The organism is Giesbergeria giesbergeri, from assembly GCF_054779375.1.
On the sequence record NZ_BAAGYJ010000002.1, the window covers coordinates 467,359 to 489,649 of the forward strand.

Genomic DNA, 22,291 nt, shown 5'->3' on the forward strand with positions numbered 1-22,291 from the left:
TCGTTCCGGCAAATCGCACAGTAATCCGGCGGACTGTTAGCCCATCAGGGCAACGCAGGCAGAAGCCCGAATAGGCAGGGAAAAATCGCAGGTCTTAGTCATCATGGTGATCACTTTGGGGCCAATACGTCTGTGCGCAACGCGCCTTGCACTTGCTGAATCTCGGCCACCAGCAGTTGAAGTTTTTGGTTGTTTTCAACCGTAGGGTTTTGGGCCAGGGGCAGTAGCTGTTGCGTTAAAGCATGCAGGCGGGCAGTGGCTTGTAGGTTGTGGCGCAGGGTGTTCACATCCACCGCACCCAAGGCCTCTTTACCTTGGCTTTGCTGGAGCTTTGCCAACCACTGATCCATTTCTAATGGACTGGGGTGCCGGCCTGGTGCCGATAAACCATCAAGTTGGGCTTTGAGCACTGTGTCATTGGTTTGGTTGGGCACGGCCGTGCCCGCCGAAGCCTGTGCCGCCGTATAGGCCACAGCAGAGGGTGCGCCAGATATGGTTTCTTGGCCTGTCGTGGTGGTGGGGTTGGTGGTGGTCTTGTCGGGGGCTGTGTAGGTGGTGTCTGCCATCGGGGTTGGTACGACAGCCATACCTTCTACCCGGTGCGCAGGGACAGACACACCTCGCAGACCCGGTTGTCCTTGTTGCCAAACGCCCAAGGCACACAGCACCAAGACGCCAGCGCCGGCCCCCACCCCAATGGCTTTGCTCATGGGGTCACCTTGACGGCTGATGGTGCACTGCCAGCCAAACCCGAGCGGAACTGTTGTGTGTTGACACTGGCTGGAGAGCCATCCGCCCATCTGAGAGTGCCTACCCGCAGCTCAGACAGTGGGAGCGACAGCGTTTGGCGCCCCAACTGTTCTGTCACTACCACCTCGCTAGGTTGTACCTGTGAGACCCGGCCACCGTGGTGGAGACGGGTGCCGCGTTGCGCGAGTCGCCCATCAATCATCACCGACTGGGTGTTTACGGCCAGATTTTCCAGATGCACCGACAAAGAGCGTGTAGGCATTTGCACACTGCCCACCACATCGCTGCCTGGCGTGGGCAAGGCCAGCAGATTCTCGGCCCCAGCGTGGGAGCTGAAGGACTGCGTTTGCAGGCGCGACATAGCACCCAACGCCTCCATCATGCGGGTTTGATCCCCTTGTAGTGCGGTGGGTAATGGCGCGAGCTCCACCATGATAGGCCGTACCACCGGCCCACGGGCTTGCACCAATTGGGCCACCCCATACGTACCCCAACCCAACAATAAGACGGCCAAACCGTTCAACAGTAAAGCAGCGTATTTCATGGCCTCAAGTTCCCGATGGAGTTGCCATAGCAACCAGTTCGTATGAGAAGGCACCTGGGGCAGGATTGGCAGGCTCTAACGCCTTCAGTTTCCAACCGGCAGCACTCATTTGGTTGCTCCAGCGCACCATAGATGCCGATGCCCCGACAGCGACGGTGCCATCCACGCGGAAAGACCGCTGGCGGGACTGTCCTGCCAGCTCCAAACGCACACGATGGATGTAAATATCACTGCCTGCTGCCGCTTTGAGAGTGGTCAGAAAGGCCACGGGATCGTGCCGTGCGCCTTCATCCAATTGCCGGGCAAAATCGGCCAGAGGTAAAAGTTGCTTGGGAGCATCTACAGAAGACACCGATTGGATACGCTCCTGCAATTTGGACAACTCTGCCCGGGATGCTTGGCTGGCAGCATGTTGCTGCTGTGCCTTTTGGCTCGTGAGCATTCCAACGCCCGCCAAACCCACCCCTGCGATGGCGGTGATGGCAGTGATGACTGAAACCCAACGCTCTGCCTTCCAAGCCACCCGCCCCAACAAAGGATTGAGTGCGTGCTGGCTGGCGGATTGAACTGCCAGCAAAGGCAATACGGTTTGTATCCGTTCACCCACACCAGACAACTCTACCGCAGGCAGGGTGCGTGGTGCATTGCCTAACACGGCCTCTAAGATGGTCAGACAATCGTTGGTGTCGGTGGTGTTGGTACTCCAGAGTGCGCCCCATTCGACGGCACCGGCACCCAAACGGGTCAACAACTCGCTGTGGTTCGCCACCAAAACCCGCGCGGCACCGCTCATCACAGACATGCCCTGACCCAGTGCCTGGGTGGAGCTAAACACCATGCCAGCATCTGTCTGGGCAAAACAGGTCAGTCGCCGTTGTGACAAGAGCAATCGTGCTTTGCCTATCGACACCCCCTGCGACAACAATCCAGCCACTGTCATGATCAGACAGTGGTCGGACTGTTCCTCTGCCCATTGACTGACCCGTTGCCAAAAATCCAACGGAATGGCCGAGAAAAATACCTGAAAGCCACGCGGAACTTTGACCAATCGATGAATGACGATATGCGCTGTACCTTCAACCAGTCCTTCTGTGCGGATACGCTTTTCAATCAGTGCTGAAGCATATTCAGGTTTGCCTTCAAACCGCCACACATCGGTAGGAATGTCATCCAGATCCAGCACCACCAGTGCGCTGTGTTTCAAACTAGGCCAAGCAGGCACATCTTGCACCTGATGACCATGACAGTGCACCCACCCAGCATCGGTGATGCGGTATACGTGTTCAACATTCATGGCAGCACCTTGGGAGTCGGCGACGCAGAGGCCGTATGAAAATGCAAAGTGCCGCTGATGCCAAATGTCAGGCCCAGATCCCCCGGTTGGGGGGGGTGGAACAGCCCTGCATTGTTTGTCACAGTCGCAATTTCAAAAACATCGGCCACAAACCATGTGCGCTCAGTGCCGCGCCCCAGTTCAGCCAAGAATTGCGTGGCCTCCAAACGGGTGGCTGGCCCCGGCAATCGGCGCAACCGGCGTTCACGCCACTGTGAAGGGTCAAACCCCATGCGATCCACCTGCCGGGCCATGTCTTGTACTGAGCGCACCAATCGTTCGCGCTTTTCCACTTCAGGCATCAGCCTGCGGGCATTGTCCAGTTCGGACTGCAACTGGGCTGACTGCTGGCGTTCCATGGCCAGTTGTGTCAGCCCGCGCTGGGCCAGCCATGCCCCTCCCCCCAACAGTACAGTTGCACAGGTTAGGGCCAAAAGTTTGAAGGTGCGCAGGCCGTTCAATTACTGCTCCATGATCCAGTGGGCAGTCAACAGAATCACACGATCTTCATCAAAGGTGCGTCCTGTGCTCGTCCCGGCTGTATTACCGCTGGTGTTGTCAATGGTCTGGCGGGTGTCGCTGCCCCCCATAGCACTGTTAGCGGCGGTTGTCGCAATATTGTTGCCTTGGGTATTGTTGGCTTCCCATTGTGTGCCTGGCGCATTGGCTTCAGTGGCCGCTGCATGCGAGGGACGACTTTGGATACGGAACCGGCCTTCACGCGAATCGGGCTTGCCATCAATGACTTGATCCATGAAGCGTGCCAGATCAGGCGTCAGCCCACGCACCACCATCACATTGCCCGCCCCACTGGCCGTGCCCGAAGTGTTCCACTGGAAACACACTTGCAATTCGGCGGCATTTCCGTTGGAGTCAATGTAGACAAAACGGTCTTCATGCCCTTCACCACGGCCTGGGGGCATACGCACACCAGCACGGGTCATCAAAGCACGCAGGTTTTGGGTGGCCAGTGTGGCATCGCCCAAGCCCACCTGACCTGCTGCATAGCCTTGTCCGTTGCAGATTTTCAGACCACGGTTGGCAAAATTCTCAGGAATGCCAGCCGTGCCCGAGCCACCAGGGCGCGTGCAAGCATTGGTTCCGGTCGGAATCTCGGTTTCAGCACCATTGACCATATAGGTTGGTGCTTGCTGACAGTCACCCAGCACAACGCCCGTACGTTGGTAATACTGGTCATAGGCCATTTTCCACTGGTAGGCAAACTTGTTCACTGCCTTTTGGTACTCGGCATTGCGCTGTACATCCTTGGCAATGGCTACTGCGCCGATGATCAGGCCAATGACTGCCAGCACAATCGCCAGCTCAATCAGGGTAAAGCCCTGTTGCACTTGGCGGTGCAGTCTGTGGATGGAATGTGGTTTGCTCATGAAGAAATCTCCTGCAATGGGGTACTGCGCATCAGGCGCTTATTGGTTCATCTTGTAGATGGCGGTCACGATGGCGACTTGGTCTTCGTCAAAAGTGCGGCCATCGCCACCGGCTGCATTGGCCGTGATTTGCTGGCGGTTGTTGGCATGCCATTCAGAACCGGGGGCGTTGGCTGTACCACTGTTACCACCTGCCGAGTCGGCATTGTTGGCAATGCCCTGCTGACGGAAACGGCCTTCGCGGGCGTCAGGCTTACCATCAATCATCTGGTCGAGTGAACGGGCCAAGTCGGGGGTCAATCCGGTAATGACCATAACGTTCCCAGCACCATCACCCAGGCTGTTGTCTGAACCGTTAGCCAATGGCCGGTTCCATTGGAAGCAAACCTGCACTTCTTGCGGGTTGCCATTGCTGTCTAGGTATACATAGCGGTCTTCAAAACCTTCGGCACGGCCTGGGGGCATACGGATACCCACCCGGTTCATCAATACACGCAAATCGGGATCGGTGCCAGCAGTAAAGCCACGGGGCATGCCCTGCCCTGCAGCCGCCCGGCAAATAGCGTTGGGCGGTGTGACACCAGTCATGTCACGGCCAGAACGGTTAGCGGCATCTGCTGCCAGAAACCGTGCGCCATTGACCATGTTTTGGGGCGCGGTTTGGCTGTCTCCCAGCACGACACCAGTACGCTGGTAGTACTGGTTGTAGGCCTGTTCCCACTGGTCAATGAACTTGTTCTTGATCTTGGTGTATTCGGCATTGCGTTGTACGTCTTTGCCAATGGCCACTGCACCAATGATGAGACCAATGACCGCCAGCACAATGGCCAGCTCCACCAAAGTAAAGCCTTGTTGGCGCAGCGTACGGGCCCGATGCCGGGGCTGTTGAAGTAGAGAGTTCATGATGGAGTTCCCCGAAGCGGATTTACTGGTTCATTTTGTAAATGGCGGTCAGGGTGATGACCTGTTCTTCGTCGCGGGTGTTGCCAGCACCAACGTCTGTTGTGCCAGTGGCACCACGGCCATAACTGTTGTTGGCTGACCATTCAACACCGGGGCCATTGGCTGTATCGTTGCCAATGCCCCGCAACCGGAAACGGCCTTCGCGGGCGTCGGGCTTGCCATCAATCATTTGATCGAGCATGCGGGCCAAATCGGGGGTCAAACCGGCAATCACCATGACGTTTCCGGCACCTTCAGGCACTGTGGGGCGATTCCACTGGAAACACACCTGAACTTCTTGTGGTGAGCCATTGGTATCGGTATAGACATACAAATCTTCTTGTCCTTCGGCCCGGCCAGGCGGCATACGAACCCCCACTCTGGTCATCAGATTGCGCAGATCGGTGCGTGGTGCATCGGAGCGCATCACACCAGTTTCTGGATTGCGTTCGCAGACAGGAATGGGCTCACTACCAGCAGCGATCAGTGTGGCCATGTTGCCACCAGAGATGGGGTTGTTGCCAGTGGCTGTATAGGCAGTACCATTGACCATCAACCGTGGTTGTGTTTGAGAGTCTCCCACCACGACGCCGGTACGCTGGTAGTACTGGTTGTAGGCCTGTTCCCACTGGTCAATGAACTTGTTCTTGATCTTGGTGTATTCGGCATTGCGTTGTACGTCTTTGCCAATGGCTACTGCACCAATGATGAGACCAATGACCGCCAGCACAATGGCCAGCTCCACCAGTGTGAAACCACCTTGTGCAGCACGAGAGCCAGCGAAACGAGGCAACCGCCGTACTGGCAGCCTAGGAATGAAAGATCGCATGATTACCTCAAGCGGTGAGAAGTTGTACATGCCCATAACGGGCGATGGGCATACTCTATTCAGCAATCGTTAGAGAATCGTTAGAAGACAATCAGAGCTGCCACCTCGATACATCTTAGCTATGGTTCGTGCTTGTGTGGCCCAAGCGCCAAGGTGCTGTGGAGTGGGGGCTTGACGTCTGGTGGTGAGGCAGGTGGGTGCCTCTGCATGGCACCAATTGAAATAAATTGCAATCTTCGTGAGATCGCGTTTTATAGAATTAGCTTGGGAAGCTGTGTGGAAATTTTTTGCTTGCTTAAAAAATTTGCTTGGACAAAACTGGTCATTTTTTATCATCAAGTATGGCCTCAAAATGATTTAAAACCATGTTTTTTTAAAAAATAGATTTTTAATGTTGAATTATTACGCCGTTCTTTAGCTAAAAATCACTCAGAAGAAATAAAAATAAATCAGAGCCATGAATAATAGAGACTATTCGCCAGAAATAATACTGAGTTTCTTTGGGTTGGTTGGGGTTATTTGTGAAAATAAAAAAACAGCCATTAAATTCAAATATAAAAAATCTGTGGCTATTTTGGCGTTTTTAGCCTATCAGCCAGGGCGGCTCGTTTCTAGAGATGCTTTGGCCAGATATTTCTGGCCCCACCAAGATGCGTCATCAGCCAAGGCCAATTTGCGTGTTGTTATCTCCGATATTACAAAAACATGGCAATCAATCGGATTGCCGCCAGCCATTCAGATTGATAGAGAAAACGTTGCATTTATTCCGTTGGGAAAAGTAGCGTCAGATTTTTTTGTATTGAAATCTATCTTTCATGGGGAGACTAAAAAATCATCAAATCTTGTACAAGTTTTGATGAGGGATGCGATGGAGGAGTCTTGGCTTGCTGGCTTTGATGATGTGGTATCAGAAGATTTCAATGATTGGATTTCTTTAAGAAGAAAAGCGATTGATGAATTTATTGTTGTAGCACAGAAAAATAATTTAAATGACATTGATAGTGCAGCAAGATGGGTTAATCTATCTGCTCATTATGAATTCAATGAAGTAGCAACCCTAGGGTTGCTGCGTATAGAGAGAAATGAGTTTGAGGTCTTTCATCAACAGCAAAATAAAGACCCCGAAGAAGTCATTCTCGAGGTGCAAAAAATATTGCGCTCATTGGGTGGAGAAATCATAGAAACCGATGATATTGGATGCACCATAATCTTTGGGCATCTTGATGTTCACACCGGGGCGCGGCGTCAGATTCTTCAGGCTGTCGCTATTTTGTGGCAGCGTTTTGGCGATATTTTGCCGTTGCGCATGGGGGCAACAGCAGGAAAAGTACATGTATTTTTCTCAAAGGGTCAATGGCGTATTCAAGGGTGGCGTACAAGATTGGTTTATCGGTTGGCCTTGTATGCAGATGTGGGTCAATTTGTTTGCTGTAAAAGTTTTTCCGATATTTTGCACGATAAAGAAAAGCCAGCAAAAGGCCCCATTCGTTTTCGGGGCATAAAGCATGATTTTATGTTGCATGTAATGAATTTACATTCGTTTCGTGCAAATTTTCCACCTGTGTCGGTACCATTTTCTGGGTTTGTTGGGCATAGTAAATTATTGGAGGTGGCAGATCAAAAAATATGTCATGCCATGCAAGGCGAGTGCCAATCAATTTCCATTATTGGAAACGACGGTTTTGGTAAAAGTCGTTCTGCTTGGGAGATTGCACATCGGGCACAGAAGGCTGGGCTACATGTCTGGTGGTTTGCAGGCAAGCCAGAAAGTCAGCACACTCGTGGGCAAGGGTTAAGAGAGATGCTTTTTATCAGTGCTTTAGAGCATTCAGTATGTGGAAACATAGCTGGTGGATTGCATTTTTTAATGGCGCAAGCAGGTGAATTTTTAGAGGAAAAGCACCGTCAGATAATTACGAAGTTCATTGAATTAGAAGAAGTGGATTCATCTGCGTTGATGGAATCCATGTTAATTTTTGCTTCATTTTTATCTCTGCAAAAGAAAGCTATTTGTTTTGTGGTAGATGACTGGGATTGGCTAGACGATGTTACCAAGAGTGTTGTCAGTAAAATTTCCTCCTGCATGCAGGGGTCTCTCTTGGTTTCTACTAGGCGTACTAATAACACAACAAGTAAGCCGCTGATAGATGCTTATAGGCATAGCAATCATTATGATTACATCATGTCGCCCCTTGGTGAGAGTGATGCTTTTGAAATTATCAATGCTTTAAATAAAAATGGTGATGAAGATTCCAAAAAAATCAAAGGCAAGATATTAAATTCGCGGGGCATTCCTTTATATCTTATTGCTGATTTTTGGGGTGAAGATCAATTGCACCCCCACTTTGCTGAATACTGCAACGCCACACTTAATCGTATGCAATCATCCAAATTGGCGCTGCAATTTGCTGCCATGCAGGGGATGAGTTTTCAATATCAGAATCTTGTTTTTCTTTGCGGTGAATTGAAGGCGGCGCAAGTTATTGATCTTGGAAAGTCTGCTGGATTTCTATTGGATAGAGGAAATGGATATTTTGCCTTTCATCATCCTTTGGTGCGTGACTATGTTCTCTCTACACTTTCTGCATCTGACTTTTTAGATCATGCTAAGCAATGTGCAGAACTATTGCAATCCCAAGAAAATTATACCGCTGCAGCAGACATTTGGTTGCAGGCCAAAAATATCGAGATGGCACGCCATTGTTGGCTGATGGCGGCACAAGGTGCTTTAAAGCAAGATGATATATCTACCGCCTGTAGTTATTTTGAAAAAATAAGCCAAATAGGCTATGGTGCTGATGCTGAAGGAATGCGTGCCCGCGCACAGCATGTCCGTTGTCTGATTGCACTGCAAGGCTATGGAAGTCGGCAGGCCCATCGCCTGACGCGTATTATTTGCCAAAATATTGCGCATTTGCCAGAGCATCCCGATGTGGCTTTTGATGCGCTGTTTCTTTCTTACCTTCATGCCAGTGCACAATCCAACACCAAGGGTAAAGCACATGCACTGCGTATGGTGCATCGGGCTACCGATGCAGAAAGCTATCACACCGTGTGTTGGGCCATGATCAATTCATCATTTTGGTTAGGCCAGCGTGATGAAGCAAGGGTGTGGTTTAAGCATTTGCTCGGGTCTGGTCAGCGGCTCAGTGCGGAGCGCCGCAGGCGCTATTTTCTTTCTGATCCGCTGGTCATGGGCTGTTGTCAGATGGCCTGCCTAGAGTGGTTGCATGGCAATTGGGATTTGTCTATGCAGGCATTGCATGAGGCAGAACGCTATGCCCAAGCCTCTTCGACCCGACAAGACCGAGCGATCTTTCATGCAATGGCCGGTTTGCTCAATTGGCTAGGCGGTCAATCGGGTTTGGCACATGCACAGCAATCTGCCCATATTGCCAACACAGAAGGATTGTCTTTATGGGGTAGTTTTGCCTCTTTGCTTTGTATGCTAGAACAACCAGTTCATGCACCCAACCTGGAATGGACACACATCACCCATCAGGTGGATGCCCTTTTAAAAGCTTGTCCTGCTGCTGAACCCATTGCCAAGTGGCTTGCTGCCGAAGCCTTGGTGCTGTGTGGAAACTTTGAAATGGCGCTTCGTTTAGCCGACCAATCATTGCAAACGATGGTGGGCAATACAGATGCAATGTGGCAGATGGAATTGATGCGCGTCAAGGCACTGGCATTGCGATCCATGAACCAGCATGGCACAGCATGTAAAACCCTGAAACAGGCACTGATGCAGGGTCACCACATGAAGGGTTGGTTATACCACCGTGGGCGATTGGACTGACCTATCCAGTGGATGGGCCTTATCGGGCCAACAGGGCGTCAATGGCGTCTATGTCTGCTGTGCTCAAGCTGCCACTGGCCTGACGCAATTTGAGTGTGCCCATCAGTACGTTGTAACGGGCTGCTGCCAGATCGCGTTTGGTCTGGTACAACTGGCTTTGGGCGTTGAGCACATCCATATTGATGCGAACTCCTACCTGATAGCCTAACTGGTTGGCTTCTAGCGCACTTTGGCTAGAGGCTTCAGCCGCTTCCAGTGCCTTCACCTGCCCCCAACCTGATTGCACGCCGTAAAAGGCTGCACGGGCATTTTGGGCCACTGTCCGGCGCAAGTGGTCTAGGTCAGCGCGCGCCTTTTCTTCCAGTGCCAAGGTTTCTTTGACCCGATTTTGTACGGCAAAACCGGCAAATAAGGGCCAGTTGAGTGCCACCCCGATGCTGGTGCTGTGGGTGCGACTTGAAATTCCAGGCGCGTTGACAGTCCCGCTGGGCGAGCGTTGCACGTTGTAGCCCAACTGTGCATCCAATGTGGGCAAGTGCCCTGTGGCGGCCTTTCGGGTTTCGAGTTGGGCCACTTCCAAGGCGATGGCTGCCTGACGCACCAAAGGCTGCTCTGCCTCGGCTTTTTCTACCCAAGGCAAGGGGTTGTTGTCTAGGGGCAAACTGGGCAACGCCAAAGGTTGCGCTAAAGGCAATGGTTGCGTGTGGTTTAAGCCGACCAATTGGTCGAGTGCCAGATTTTTGACGCGCAGGTCATTTTCTGCGGCGATTTCTTGGGCAACCACCAAGTCATAACGGGCTTGGGCTTCGCGTGTGTCGGTGATTGTGGATGTCCCCACCTCAAAATTGCGCTTGGCCGCTGCCAATTGTTCTGACACGGCTGCTTTTTGTGCTTGTACGAAGGTGAGGGTATCTTGGGCTGCCAAGACATCAAAGTAACCTTGGCTCACACGTATCAGCAATTCTTGTGCTACCGCATCTGACTGGGCCTGTGCAGCATCCACATTGCGCAAGCCTTGCTCTAAAGTGATCCGATTGGCAGGACGGTATAGCGGCTGGGATGCGTTAATGCCCATGGTTTGTGTGCTCAGGCTGACATCGCGTGGAAGCTGGCTGGCACCAGTTTGTGCCCGTGATGCTCCTGCAGACAAACCGGCACTGGGCAATAGCCCAGACCGTGCTTGGTCGGCTCGCCGCTGTGCTGCCTCTAACTGGGCTTGTGCTGATTGCCACTGTGCATCGTATTGGCGCGCCGACTCTACCAACGCGCGCAGGCTTTGGGCTTGTGCGGGCGCAGCCAATGCGGCCCCGAGGGCCAGAGTAAGAGGCAGGAGCCTGGGAAAAATGGGCATGGCAGGTTGTGCAGAAGTTTCAATACTGTGGCACCGATGGGTCAACGGTTTGTGACCAAGCATCGATGCCGCCGGAAATATTGGCCACATGCTGGAACCCTTGTTGCTCCAGAAAGGTGGCTACCCGTAAACTCCGAACCCCGTGATGGCACAGGCAGGCGATGGGGCGCTCAGGGTTCAGGCGGCTCAGATGCGCGGGCACAAGGCCCATGGGAATCGCCAATAGCTCCAGAGGCTCTGTGGCAATGCAAGCTGTCTGAAGCTCCCAAGGTTCGCGCACATCCAGTACCAGCGGCGCATGACTGCTACTCAACGATGCGAACCAAGCCGGTAGAGCCTTGGGGCGTACATGATCGACCATGCCGTGCTGCTCTTTCAGGTGCTTCAGAACTTGAAACTGGAGGGCTGGGTAAAGCCCTGCAAGCGGGGTGAAGTGGTGTCCCACGGCTGGGTGGTTTCAAAGCGGGCGCCTTTGCGTTGCACAATCGTCATGCGCATGACTGGGAAATCGCCCACGATGGCAGCCAGACGGCCCCCGTCATTGAGTTTGGCCAGCAGTTCTTGTGGTACTTCTGATACCGAGCCACTGAGCACGATCACATCGAACGGCCCTTCGGGCAGGGGATCGCGGGAGCCATCGGCTTGGCGCACGGTCACATTGTTGATGCCTGCACGCTGCAAGTTGATGCGTGCCATCTCTGCCAGTGCTGGTTGGATTTCCAGTGCCAACACCTGCGCACCACAGCGAGCCAATAGGGCCGCCATGTAGCCAGAACCGGAACCAATTTCTAGCACCTTTTCATGCTTGCGCACTTGCAGGTCATTGAGCAGACGGGCCTCAATCTTGGGGGCCAACATGCACTGGCCGGTGCGGATGCCTTCTTCTGGGGTGCCACACAGCGGAATTTCGATATCCATGAACGCCAGATGGCGGTATGCCGAAGGCGCAAAATCTTCACGGCGCAGGCTGTGCAGCAGCTCCAGCACATCGGGGTCATACACATTCCACGGCCGGATTTGCTGCTCAACCATGTTGTAGCGGGCTTGCTCAATCGGGTCGTTGGTGTGGATGGAAGACGTGTTCAGGGGCATGTTCATGGAAAGGTTCTCCGCAAGGGCAGTTCAGGGTCAAGCCTGCGATTTTAGGATGCCCGGCCCTGCTTCCGGCTGAAGCAGTCCGTGCAGCAGCATATTGATCTGATTTTCCAGGTACAGCGGTGGCGACACCGTCAAAGAGCCGGGGACGCAAGCCAGACTGGCATGTTGTGACAAGGTGAGAAACATGAGCGGCGAAACAACGGCATGGACGGCATAGTCCAAATCCACAGATCGGAATTCACCACTGTCTATGCCCCGTTGCAAAATGCGCCGGATCAGGGCGTGGCCGGGCTCACTGACCTCACGCTGGTAAAACAAGGCAATCTCAGGAAAGTTGCCCGCCTCGCACAGCATGAGTTTGGTGATGCCCGATGCCTTGGTGGCTCCCACATGTTCCCACCAAGAGTGGTAGCAATAGCGCAGCATGTCGGCAGTGCTGCCCTGAAAAGCTTCAAATTCTTGGTTCCATTGCCTAAAGCGGATGCCGATGTTTTCTCGCACCACGGCATTGAAAAGGTCGGCTTTGCTAGGGAAATATAAAAACAAAGTCCCTTTGGACACACCAGCCCGAGCCGCCACAGTCTCCACCTTGGTGGCGGCATAACCTTTCTCAACGAACAAATCCAATGCCGCATCCAACAATTCGGCAGGACGCGCCTGTTTGCGGCGCACACGAATCCGTGTCGTCTTCAAGGGCAAAGAATCGGAAGGGGTAGAGGGCACGCGGTAACTGCTTTTAATGACTGACTGGTTAGTAATGTAATCACCTACAGTCACAGCGTCAATCGGTAGGCATGGACAATGGTGCTATGACTCTTCAACACATCACCTTGGCTGGCGGCTGCTTCTGGTGCACCGAGGCGGTTTTTAGCCGTTTGTGCGGCATTACAGCCGTGCAAAGTGGTTATGCCAATGGCCACACCCCCCATCCCCAGTATGAACAGGTATGCAGTGGCACTACAGGCCATGCAGAGGCTGTGCAGTTGGCGTTTGATCCTGACACCATAGGGTTGGCGCAGATTCTGGAGGTTTTCTTTGCTACCCACGACCCCACCACCTTGAATCGCCAAGGTCATGATGTGGGTACGCAATACCGCAGCGGCATTTATTGCCACAGCCCAGAACAAGAGCAACAGGTGAGGCAGTGGTTGGCAGAAATCGATGCCCCATCACTATGGGATGCACCCATCGTGACGGAAGTAGCTCCTTTGGATTGTTTTTGGCCCGCAGAAGCCTACCACCACCAATACTATGCCCGTCATCCAGAGCAAGGGTATTGCGCGGCCATCATTGCGCCAAAGTTGACCAAATTTCGCCAAACTTTTGCCCAGTGGTTACGGCCCTGATATCTAGCAGGGCACTGTTTGGGTGCGCGACTCCACTACACTGGTGGGTTTTTTGGGCTTTGCAAAAAGGTTGGCTATGCGTAGTTTTTGGCTTCGTTGCACTTTGACTCTCCTGTGCGCTCCAGTGATGTTGGCACAGGCACAAACCCATTCGGAGCAAGAAAAACAGGCAGATATTGAACGCCACCGCGCAATGGCGGCTGCACATACTGCGGCTGCACAATGTTTGGCCTCTGGTAAAGACGCTGAGCAGTGCATGAAAGAACTGCAATCGGCCTGCAAGGGTTTGGCGATTGGCAAGTACTGTGGCATGAAACACGCCCACTGAGAATGCGTTTGCAGGCCCGCAAGCATCTGCGACAGACCCACCACACGGTGCTGTGGTGGGTCTGTGGCTTGCTGCTGGCGCTGGCCCCTGCTTTGGGGCAAATGCACCGTGTCCTGCATGGCGGGCATGGTGTGGTGGCCCCTCTTTCCGCTGCTGCACCCCATCTGCAACAGCACCACCGTGGTGATGATGAAGGCCTGCCACGGCTGTTTGGCGTACACAGTTCGGCAGACTGTTTGTTGCTCGATCAATGGACTTGGGTACAGCCAAACATACACCTCCCCACGCTGCCCCCACTGGCACCTGTTGCGCCCGTCCCTGCACCGCCTTATTGGCACACAGGGATGGTTCAGGTGGCAGCGTTTCAGGCCCGCGCACCACCAGTCTTCTGGTTGGGCTAAATCCCCCGCTCCAAACCTTCTCTTCAATGGCTGGTATTGACCTTGTCTGATCCAGACAGGTGTTGACCTGCTGTTGGTGCTTGTTTTTTGCATTCCAGACGTCCCGACTCCCTACGACAGCGGAGTTGGGTGGTGGTGTGCCTGTTTCTTTCTTTGCTATGTCTTCTTCGGCTTTTTTTAAGTTTTCTCCCCCCATGCGTTTGCAACCATTGGCTTGTGCTGTGGCTTGGATGGTGGGGGCTGTGGGCACAGCACATGCCCAATCCCAGCCTGTGTCTACCCCGCCTGCGGCGGTGTTGCCCGATGTAACGGTATCGGCCAGTGGGCTGCAACAAACCAGCAGTGATATGACCATGCCCGTGAGCGTGCTGGAAGGCGATGCACTGGTTCAGCAGCGCCAGTCCAACTTGGGTGAAACGCTGGATGGCGAGCCGGGTATTCACTCCAGCCATTTTGGTGCAGGCGCTAGTCGCCCCATTATTCGTGGGATGGATGGGCCGCGTGTTCGGTTGTTGTCCGATGGAGCACCTATCCACGATGCGTCCACCATCAGCCCAGACCATGCGGTCGTGGCCGATCCTTTGCTAGCCACACAAATTGAAGTGTTGCGTGGCCCAGCGGCGCTGATCCACGGAGGCGGGGCCATCGGTGGGGTGGTCAATGTGTTGGATGGTAAAGTGCCTACGGCTGTTCCCGCCAAAGGCTACGAAGGCAGTGCCGAACTGCGGGCCAGCAGTGCTACCCATGAACGGGCGGGCGCTTTCTCACTGACAGGGGGAGCGGGCAATATCGCCATCCACCTTGAAGGTAGTCAGGGCCAGGCCGATGATTACCGTGTGGGTCGGGGCTGGTCTTCTGGGCGCAAGGTTGAGGGCAGTTTCAATGACACAGACAGCGCCAGCCTAGGGGTTTCTTGGGTGGGTGAGCGTGGTTACTTGGGGTTAGCCTATAGCCGTCAGAATGCATATTACGGTCTGCCGGGCCATAACCACAGTGACGAGGGGTGCCATGTTCACGGGTTGCATCTGCACTGCGGCAGCCACGGTGCAGCACTGGAGCATGACGACGAACATGACCATGATCACGGTGAAGAACATGGTGTCCCTGTCGTTGATTTGCGCAGCGAACGGGTAGATGTGCGTGGTGAATTGCGTAACCCCTTGCCAGGCTTTGGCAACACCAACACGCCGCTGACATTGTGTGCATCCAACCACGCCCGTTGCCCGCCTTTGGCCGGACGGAAAGTAAAGAAATCCTTGAAAATTCGCCGGTGTGTGATGACGCCTGTGATCAATGCCACCAACATCAGCATGGTGGCTACACCAACCAACCAACGGCCCTCTAGAGTCCAACGCCCCTTCTGTGCTGTGCGCAGTTCAAAGTGGAAACGGTAGAAGAAATCACCACCCATAGTTGGCCGTGTTGCGATGGCCTCACCTGTTTGCGGATTCATGTGCAGGGTTTCAAACCGCCCATTGCCTGTGTCACGCCACAAAATACCCACGGCGGGGTTGCGCTCATCGGGCAGGTGCATGATCCACTGCGTCAGTGCAGGAAACTGGCGTGTCAGGGCATCCAGCGACTTCTGTGCTACCTCCGCGTCAGCGGCAGGCAAGCCATACATCTCTGGACGCATCCATAGATTGAACTCGTTCTTGAAGAACGACAGCGTGCCAGCAAAAAAGATAGCAAACAGCAACCAGCCCAACAACAAGCCTGCCCAAGTGTGCAACCACGACATAGCTTGGCGCACACCCTCTCGGTCGTTGGGCATTTTGGAAGAAATTGCCTGGCGGGCTGGCGCAGGCATGTCGGTGTCAGGCCGGGTTGGTCTGTGCGATGATGTAGCGGTCATGGTGCCGCCTGTATCCATCGTGGCATCATGGCACATGCGCCCAACACCAAAGCGGGCAACAGCGTTCCACCCCAAGCACCCCAGGCCGTGCGCGCATAAAACGCCCAGCCAATGGCTATGGCATAGACCCACCACGCCAGCATGGTAGCGGTCAGCACCGCCTCAACGCGCGGCATCCACTGCACCAATCCCAGCGATACGGCGGCAGAAAACCCAGCCGCTAGCGCATAACCCCCAGCCATAGCAGCCAGAGTACGGGATGCAACACCCAAACGATAACGCCCTATAGGACGAGTCACCTTCATAGCGAGCCACCCACCAGCATCACCAAGTGCTGTGCAACGCACCAAAGCCCAAATGCTGTGCGCCACCGTGTGGCAGCAATGCAGCAACAGATACCGTACCGTATCGATAGCAGTGCATATCATTCACTCCCCAGCCCTCCAATGCCACGCCTCAACGTGACGCCAGGTGCCATACAGCACCTTGGTTTAAACGTTAGCTGGCTGGCAGAAAAGGAGCGTGTGGGCAATCAGGCCAAATGGCCTGATGCTCAGTCTCAGTGGGCTGCGCTACTGGCTGAAGAAGGGACATCTTCCCTCGCCACGAATGGCGGAGATTTCCTCTATAGGACGGCCATGCCCGACCGCATCAGCTGGCGCTGACTTATGCAGCAAAACGCCTACCTCTCGGACTTCTACAAGGCGGCGAATTACTGGAAATTTTCGTGCTGGATTCCGACGGCTTCATGGCAAAGCATTCGGAATCGTCGTTGCACTGAGAAAAATTCTAACATCGGGAGCCTCGTTACCGCTCCAATAAATAGAATTAATTCTTATTTACCAACTTACCCCAGATCGGCTCCCACCCACTCGTGCAGAGCAGCGCGCTGGCCCTCATCGAGCCAAAACTCCTCACGAGCGCAGAGCTTTTCCAAGTTATTCGCCATCTGCCATGCCAGTTGTTGTGGCGTGTCTTGGCCTTGGCCGAATTGGTGCCCGCCCATCAACAAGCCGCGCAGCACCCAGTTCACATCTTCGCGGCTGATATCGCACTGGGCCAAACGGCACAGATCTCGGACACGTTTTCCGGTGTCGCGCAGATGGAAAGGCTGTTCGGCCAAATCGGTGGCAATGGCCTGCCAAAGCCGCCGAAACTCCATCCGTCCTAGGCGTGGTGCATCTGTAGCATCGCAAATCTGACGCAACAATTGGGGATCGGCACTGTCGAGTGTGCCGTCGCGGCCAGCGGGCGACATAGGGCGTGCATGGCGCTGGGGATCGTACAAATAACCGCCCGAATGCGACCAATCCAACAACAACGGAGACAACACCAAGGTTTCTACAAAACGGCGAAAACTGCCCAAACCTGCCCAACTGCTGCTGTCCAACCCCGGCACCTGTGCTGGCAGGCGGCTGGCCATACGGGCCAACGGCACGGCCAAATCCGAGGCGGCTACCTCGTGGCGGATGATTTGTGTCGCCAAGGCCCGAATGTCTTCCCACTCCATCGATTCCGAGGTATGGACAGGTGCGTGCATTTCTGCCGGATAACCGTGGCGCATGGGTGTTGGGTGGTTGCCCTCACAGTGCTCCTCAGCCTCGCCCAACGCATCACGGACAAAAATATCGGTATCGATCAGCAAGTCGGCCGAGGCTTGGTAAGCCGCAGAGGGAAAACCTACTGCCAGTACCGTTGTGCGCCGATCACTGCGGCGCAACTTGCGCAGTACTGGAGTGAAGTCGGCATCAGCAGAAAAAACGATGAACTCATCAAACCGAGTTTCATGCTGTAGCAAGTCCACCATGTCCAGCACCATGTGAATGTCTGTGCTGGTTTTGCCCTCGGTCGTCATGGGTGGGCAGTCAATCGTTTCAAAACCAGCCCGGTTAAAGTGGGGCCGAAAACGCTGATAGACGTGCGGGTTGAAATAGCAGCGCCGCACCAGCAGGCGTCGGCTCTTGACACCCGCAGGAGCATGGGCGGGCAAGGGCAGACTGTCCGTCAGCCAATGCAACCAGTCTAAGGGCTGGCGGGCAAAACGTTCAGCGTAGTGGATATCCAGACGGCGCAAGGCGCTGTAGACATTATCAAAATCAATAAAAAGAGCGCTTTTCATAGGCAGAGAACAGTGGGGGAGCCAATTGTGCCCGTGCAGAGGCATCATGGGGCTGACATCGTGTGTGGCTGCATCCATTGATGGCGTAAATGGTCTAAAGCCCGCACGCCATCTACGCCAATACGGCGTGCTACTTCGGCCTCTGCCACACCTGTGCGTAGCCAACTCACCACAGCCGTGTTGCGCATCACCTGTGGCCCCACCCTTTGCAAAGGGTAGGTTTGCTGTGCTACCGACTGAGCAGCATGGGCCTCATGAATCACTTTAGATGCCACATGGAACAGAGCCCGAATAGACAGCGGACGCCCACCCTTACGGGAGTGGAAAATCAATCCGGCCAGTTCGGGATCGTGGGCATGGCGATAACGCAACCAGTCGGCCAACGCCGTGCCCAAATGGGGTGTCAACGCCAAGATACGCTGTTGCGCCTTGCGAGCGCCATCAATGCGTAAAGCTGCGGGCGGAGACTCTGACATCAAGTGCCATGGCACCCGGTTTGCATCCAGCAGGCTGTCATCGGTCAGGGTACGCACTTCTTCTGGAGCCAGTGCCAGCTCGTAAAGCAGCAGCAAAATAGCCCGGTCTCTGGCACCTTGCAAACCATGGCTGGCAGGAAAATGCTGTGGCAATTGCGCCCACAGCACAGGGGGCAGACAATGGCCCAACTGATCTACCGCTTTAGGACGATCGGCCCTGGGCAATTGCGTCACAGGACTGGTGTCCAACCAGCCTTGTTGAACGGCATAAGCATACACCCGATCCAAGACCCGCCAATAACGTCGGCGAGTCACTTCGCTCAGTTGCCGATCTGGCTGGTGGTGCGCCCGTTGGCCTGCCCGGATACGCAAAAAACGAGCGACATCCTCGCTCTGTGCCTGGTGCCATTCAACCGCAGGCAGCAAAGACGGGGAAGGTGAAGAAGTCCAATCATCCGGGGTTGGGGATTGCAGACTTTCCAACCAAGCATTCCAAATATCTTGATACACCCCCAAAGGATTGGAGCCTAGGCGGCGCGAAGGCTTGCTGCTTTCTGCCTGTAACCATTGCAAAAATACCGCAGAACCCGTAGGAAAATGGTGGTGCGTACTGCTCATGGGCAGGGGTGCCTCTCAGGCCCTAGATGCTGTGGATGAAACACGTTTGCGGTAAACCGAATAACCATGAGATTCTAGTGCCGGGTGGACGCCATTGAGACTTTCGGAATGACCCACAAAAAACCAGCCGCCAGGCCGGAGTTTTTTTTGTAGGCGGTCGATCACGCCACGTTTGGTGTCTTCATTGAAGTAAATCAACACATTGCGTAAGAAGATGACATCAAAATCCCCTACATTGGGCAATTCTTGGTTCAGATTGACTTGGGCAAATCGCACCCGCGCCGTTACTTCGGGAGAAATCAAGAAACGACCAGCTTGTGAACCAACCCCTTTGAGGCAAAAATTGCGCAAAAAAACATCGGGTATCTCACGGGCCATCGACATATCATATAAAGCAGAGCAGGCTTGGTCTAGCACTCTGGTAGATAAATCAGAACCCAGCACTTCCCAAGCCTCTTGCCCCAGCACATGGGACAGCAACATGGCAATACTGTAGGCCTCTTGCCCAGTAGAGGATGCTGCACTCCAAATGCGCAATGGATGGGGGCCAGTATGGGCAGGCAACACCACATCACGCAGCAACTCAAAATGCCGTGGCTCCCGAAAAAAATGGGTCTCGTTGGTGGTCAATAAATCAATAGCGATCTGGTGTTCGGCAGCATCACGGTGCAAGTGCTCAAAATAAGCATGAAAGCTGCGCAAACCGTGGTGCTGCACCCGGCGTGCCAACCTTCCTGCCACCAGTGCCTTTTTGCTCGGCCCCATCGAAATACCAGAAATATCAAAAATCCAGTGCCTAAATTGGTTGAAATCGTGGTCTGACAGCATCAAGCCCGCAGGTGCATTGACCCCATCCCATTTCGTGTATTTTATCGACATGCCACGATGGCCCCAAAATTAAACATCTTTTCTGGCAAGGGAGCGCAGGGCATTCAATTCTTCCAACATAATAACGCGCTGGATATTTAACAGCAGAACAAATTTATCCTTGATTTTTGCCATTCCATGCAAAAAATCAGGTCGTATATTGATTCCAAAACTAGGGGCAGGCTCAATAACGGCGGGAGAAATATCTAATACCGCATTGACCATATCCACTACCAATCCCATGGTATGGCGCTGCTCTGGCATTTCTGGATAAAGAGGAATCTCTAAAATCACAATGCAGCTGCGTTTACCTACCGGGGTAGGATCCTGACCAAAGCGCCGCGCCAAATCAATCACGGGCACCACCATGCCACGTAAATTGATAATGCCGCGCAAATAAGCAGGCATCATAGGTACCGTGGTCATAGGGCGAAAACCAATGATTTCCTTGATTTGTTCAATGGCAATGGCATAGATTTCGCCATTGAGCGTAAAGCCCAGGTGTTTTTTAGGAGGAGGGGCACCATGCCCCAGTGCCAAGGCTGCGTTGCGGCTCGGCACTGCCGGTGTGGTGCCTGCGACCAATGCCAAGGGGTCAGAAGCGGACAAAATCAGCCCCTGGCGCGCCCTTGGCGGCAGTATTGCGGCGTGCGGACATGGTTTGCATGGGTTTGTTAGCGCCAAATTTGACTGGCGGTTTTGTCGGAGGATAGTCTGCTGGGGGCTTGGTGGCCATGCCAACCTCATGAGCGTGGAGTTTGAAAAAAGCCATCAACTGTTGCAATTGCTCTGCCTGAGAGCTCATTTCTTCAGAGGTGGCAGCCAACTCCTCGCTGGCAGAAGCACTCTGCTGGGTTGTTTGGTTCAGCTGCCCCACCGCCGCATTGATTTGTCCCACGCCACTGCTTTGCTCTTCACTGGCGGCGGCGATTTCTTTGACCAGATCCGAAGTTTTGCGAATGGCAGGCACCATTTCTTCCAACAACTTGCCCGCCCGCTCTGCCTGATCGACCGAACTGCTAGCGAGTTCGCCAATCTCTTGGGCGGCTTCTTGGCTACGTTCGGCCAGTTTACGCACTTCATCGGCCACCACAGCAAACCCCTTGCCATGCTCGCCAGCCCGTGCGGCCTCAATAGCTGCATTCAGGGCCAACAAATTGGTTTGGTAGGCAATATCATCAATAATGCCAATTTTGCTGGCAATACTTTTCATGGCTTGCACCGTGAGCTTCACAGCATCCCCACCTTGGCCCGCATCTTGGGCTGCTTGGGTAGCCATATCATCTGTCACACGGGCATTTTCGGAGTTTTGTTGTACCGAGGCACTGGCCTCATCCAACGTAGAAGAAATTTCTTCTACACTAGCTGCCTGCTCTGTAGCACCTTGCGACAGCGATTGGGCTGTTGCAGAGATTTCTTCTGAAGCACTGGACAGATTGTCAGAGGCGGCACGCACATCGGTAATGATTTGCGACAGCTTATCAGCCATGTTGCGCATAGCCTCCAGCAGTTGAGCGACTTCATCACGGCCCTGCACTTCAATTTTGACCCTCAAGTCTCCTTCAGCCAGCAAACCAGCCACTTGGGTAGCTTGGGCGATGGGCTTGGTCACACTGCGTGTGACCAAGAATGCGGCCAGCAGCGCCAGCAAAACCGTGCCACAGGCCAACCCAATCATCAATTTTTCTGTGGCATGGAATTGGTTATTGGCCTCATCTCCTGCCTTTTCTACCAACTTGCTCTGAAAAACAATCATTTCCTCCACTGAGGCTTGATAGGGTGTCAGGGCTGCATCCAGTTCACCCAGTAAAAGTGCCCTGGCAGCCTCCTTCTCGTTGCTTGCAACCAGCTTTAAGAATTTTTCCAGATTGGCACCGTATTGAACTCTATTTTCCTTGATACGCGCCAACAATCGCTTGCCTTCTTCAGATTGAATGCTCTTATCTAAATATGCAACGGTTTCTGTAAACTTCTGCCGAATGCCTGCAATACGCTCCAGTTCTTTTTTTGTGGTGTTATCATCCTGCGATAAAAGCATATTGCGCATCGATATGTTTGCGCCATTGAGGCCATCGATCAACATGTTGGAATAGACCACGTTAGGAAAACGGCGGTCAGACAGCGTCTGCATACTGCTGTTAAAGTTAGAGAGCTCTATCAGCAATAGCACTACCATAGACATGGTAGCAATAATGACCGACAAAAATCCCAAGCCCATGCGCAGGCCAATACGTAGATTATTCAACATGA

21 protein-coding genes and 2 pseudogenes are annotated in these 22,291 nt (G+C 53.7%); 5 read left to right on the plus strand and 18 right to left on the minus strand.

The annotated features are described in order from the left end of the window. Positions 1-110: 110 nt before the first annotated feature. Genes ACYVB2_RS06285 through ACYVB2_RS06315 form a run of 7 tightly spaced genes read right to left on the minus strand, consistent with a single transcriptional unit; the run spans position 111 to position 5,786 of the window. Complete coding sequence (locus tag ACYVB2_RS06285; protein ID WP_382433999.1) at positions 111-710, minus strand: hypothetical protein; 600 nt, start codon at positions 708-710, stop codon at positions 111-113. Then, a complete protein-coding gene (locus ACYVB2_RS06290) occupies positions 707-1,294 on the minus strand; it encodes a hypothetical protein (RefSeq protein ID WP_382433997.1) in 588 nt (195 codons plus the stop codon). The genes ACYVB2_RS06285 and ACYVB2_RS06290 overlap by 4 nt, the downstream gene beginning before the upstream one ends. Positions 1,295-1,298: 4 nt before the next feature. Further along, complete coding sequence (locus ACYVB2_RS06295) at positions 1,299-2,588, minus strand: hypothetical protein (RefSeq protein WP_382433995.1); 1,290 nt, start codon at positions 2,586-2,588, stop codon at positions 1,299-1,301. Then, positions 2,585-3,088 (minus strand): hypothetical protein, encoded by a 504-nt coding sequence (locus tag ACYVB2_RS06300; RefSeq protein ID WP_382433993.1) that lies wholly within the window; start codon positions 3,086-3,088, stop codon positions 2,585-2,587. The genes ACYVB2_RS06295 and ACYVB2_RS06300 overlap by 4 nt, the downstream gene beginning before the upstream one ends. Next, the gene (locus ACYVB2_RS06305; protein WP_382433991.1) at positions 3,089-4,015 is read right to left on the minus strand and encodes a type II secretion system protein; all 927 of its coding nucleotides are present in this window, start codon (positions 4,013-4,015) and stop codon (positions 3,089-3,091) included. 39 nt (positions 4,016-4,054) lie between these two features. After that, positions 4,055-4,918 carry a type II secretion system protein gene (locus ACYVB2_RS06310; RefSeq protein WP_382433989.1) on the minus strand — a complete coding sequence of 288 codons (864 nt, stop codon included), beginning with the start codon at positions 4,916-4,918 and terminating at the stop codon, positions 4,055-4,057. Between the two features lie 22 nt (positions 4,919-4,940). Then, entirely contained in the window at positions 4,941-5,786 is an 846-nt protein-coding gene (locus ACYVB2_RS06315; protein ID WP_382433987.1) for a type II secretion system protein, read from the minus strand. Between the two features lie 457 nt (positions 5,787-6,243). Here ACYVB2_RS06315 and ACYVB2_RS06320 point away from each other — a divergent pair, with 457 nt between their 5' ends. Next, positions 6,244-9,582: an AAA family ATPase gene (locus ACYVB2_RS06320; protein ID WP_382433985.1), complete on the plus strand. Its 3,339-nt coding sequence runs from the start codon at positions 6,244-6,246 to the stop codon at positions 9,580-9,582. Between the two features lie 19 nt (positions 9,583-9,601). On the opposite strand, the gene ACYVB2_RS06325 is transcribed toward ACYVB2_RS06320, so the two are convergent. From ACYVB2_RS06325 to ACYVB2_RS06340, 4 genes are read right to left on the minus strand one after another with little or no spacing between them, the layout of a single operon-like run. Continuing rightward, complete coding sequence (locus ACYVB2_RS06325; RefSeq protein WP_382433983.1) at positions 9,602-10,933, minus strand: TolC family outer membrane protein; 1,332 nt, start codon at positions 10,931-10,933, stop codon at positions 9,602-9,604. A 19-nt stretch (positions 10,934-10,952) separates the two neighbouring features. Beyond that, a complete protein-coding gene (locus tag ACYVB2_RS06330) occupies positions 10,953-11,294 on the minus strand; it encodes a rhodanese-like domain-containing protein (protein WP_382433981.1) in 342 nt (113 codons plus the stop codon). A gap of 23 nt (positions 11,295-11,317) precedes the next feature. Then, the gene (locus ACYVB2_RS06335) at positions 11,318-12,031 is read right to left on the minus strand and encodes a protein-L-isoaspartate O-methyltransferase family protein (protein ID WP_382433979.1); all 714 of its coding nucleotides are present in this window, start codon (positions 12,029-12,031) and stop codon (positions 11,318-11,320) included. A gap of 30 nt (positions 12,032-12,061) precedes the next feature. Continuing rightward, entirely contained in the window at positions 12,062-12,754 is a 693-nt protein-coding gene (locus ACYVB2_RS06340; RefSeq protein ID WP_382433977.1) for a TetR/AcrR family transcriptional regulator, read from the minus strand. 86 nt (positions 12,755-12,840) lie between these two features. Here ACYVB2_RS06340 and msrA point away from each other — a divergent pair, with 86 nt between their 5' ends. The 4 genes and pseudogenes from msrA to ACYVB2_RS06360 all read left to right on the plus strand — a co-directional run. Then, positions 12,841-13,377 carry a peptide-methionine (S)-S-oxide reductase MsrA gene (gene msrA, locus ACYVB2_RS06345; protein WP_382433975.1) on the plus strand — a complete coding sequence of 179 codons (537 nt, stop codon included), beginning with the start codon at positions 12,841-12,843 and terminating at the stop codon, positions 13,375-13,377. Positions 13,378-13,504: 127 nt separating this feature from the next. Further along, positions 13,505-13,705, plus strand: a complete 201-nt coding sequence (locus ACYVB2_RS06350; RefSeq protein ID WP_382434112.1) for a hypothetical protein — start codon at positions 13,505-13,507, stop codon at positions 13,703-13,705. Positions 13,706-13,707: 2 nt separating this feature from the next. Then, positions 13,708-14,106: a hypothetical protein gene (locus tag ACYVB2_RS06355; RefSeq protein ID WP_382433973.1), complete on the plus strand. Its 399-nt coding sequence runs from the start codon at positions 13,708-13,710 to the stop codon at positions 14,104-14,106. A gap of 194 nt (positions 14,107-14,300) precedes the next feature. Further along, a pseudogene (locus ACYVB2_RS06360) lies at positions 14,301-15,278 on the plus strand (TonB-dependent receptor plug domain-containing protein); the annotation flags it as partial. On the opposite strand, the pseudogene ACYVB2_RS06365 reads toward ACYVB2_RS06360, so the two are convergent. The 7 genes and pseudogenes from ACYVB2_RS06365 to ACYVB2_RS06395 form a co-directional block, all read right to left on the minus strand. Next, a pseudogene (locus ACYVB2_RS06365) lies at positions 15,278-15,916 on the minus strand (PepSY-associated TM helix domain-containing protein); the annotation flags it as partial. The pseudogenes ACYVB2_RS06360 and ACYVB2_RS06365 overlap by 1 nt on opposite strands. A 41-nt stretch (positions 15,917-15,957) precedes the next feature. Continuing rightward, positions 15,958-16,266, minus strand: coding sequence for a DUF3649 domain-containing protein (locus ACYVB2_RS06370; RefSeq protein ID WP_382430377.1), 309 nt, complete (start codon positions 16,264-16,266; stop codon positions 15,958-15,960). Positions 16,267-16,808: 542 nt separating this feature from the next. Further along, a complete protein-coding gene (locus tag ACYVB2_RS06375; protein ID WP_382430375.1) occupies positions 16,809-18,080 on the minus strand; it encodes an NYN domain-containing protein in 1,272 nt (423 codons plus the stop codon). Positions 18,081-18,124: 44 nt separating this feature from the next. Beyond that, positions 18,125-19,174: a site-specific integrase gene (locus ACYVB2_RS06380; protein WP_382430373.1), complete on the minus strand. Its 1,050-nt coding sequence runs from the start codon at positions 19,172-19,174 to the stop codon at positions 18,125-18,127. 15 nt (positions 19,175-19,189) lie between these two features. Continuing rightward, entirely contained in the window at positions 19,190-20,053 is an 864-nt protein-coding gene (locus tag ACYVB2_RS06385) for a CheR family methyltransferase (RefSeq protein ID WP_382430371.1), read from the minus strand. Between the two features lie 18 nt (positions 20,054-20,071). After that, entirely contained in the window at positions 20,072-20,650 is a 579-nt protein-coding gene (locus tag ACYVB2_RS06390; protein ID WP_382430369.1) for a chemotaxis protein CheW, read from the minus strand. Then, entirely contained in the window at positions 20,637-22,289 is a 1,653-nt protein-coding gene (locus ACYVB2_RS06395) for a methyl-accepting chemotaxis protein (RefSeq protein ID WP_382430367.1), read from the minus strand. Before ACYVB2_RS06395 ends, ACYVB2_RS06390 begins: the two co-directional genes overlap by 14 nt. Between the last annotated feature and the right edge of the window lie 2 nt (positions 22,290-22,291).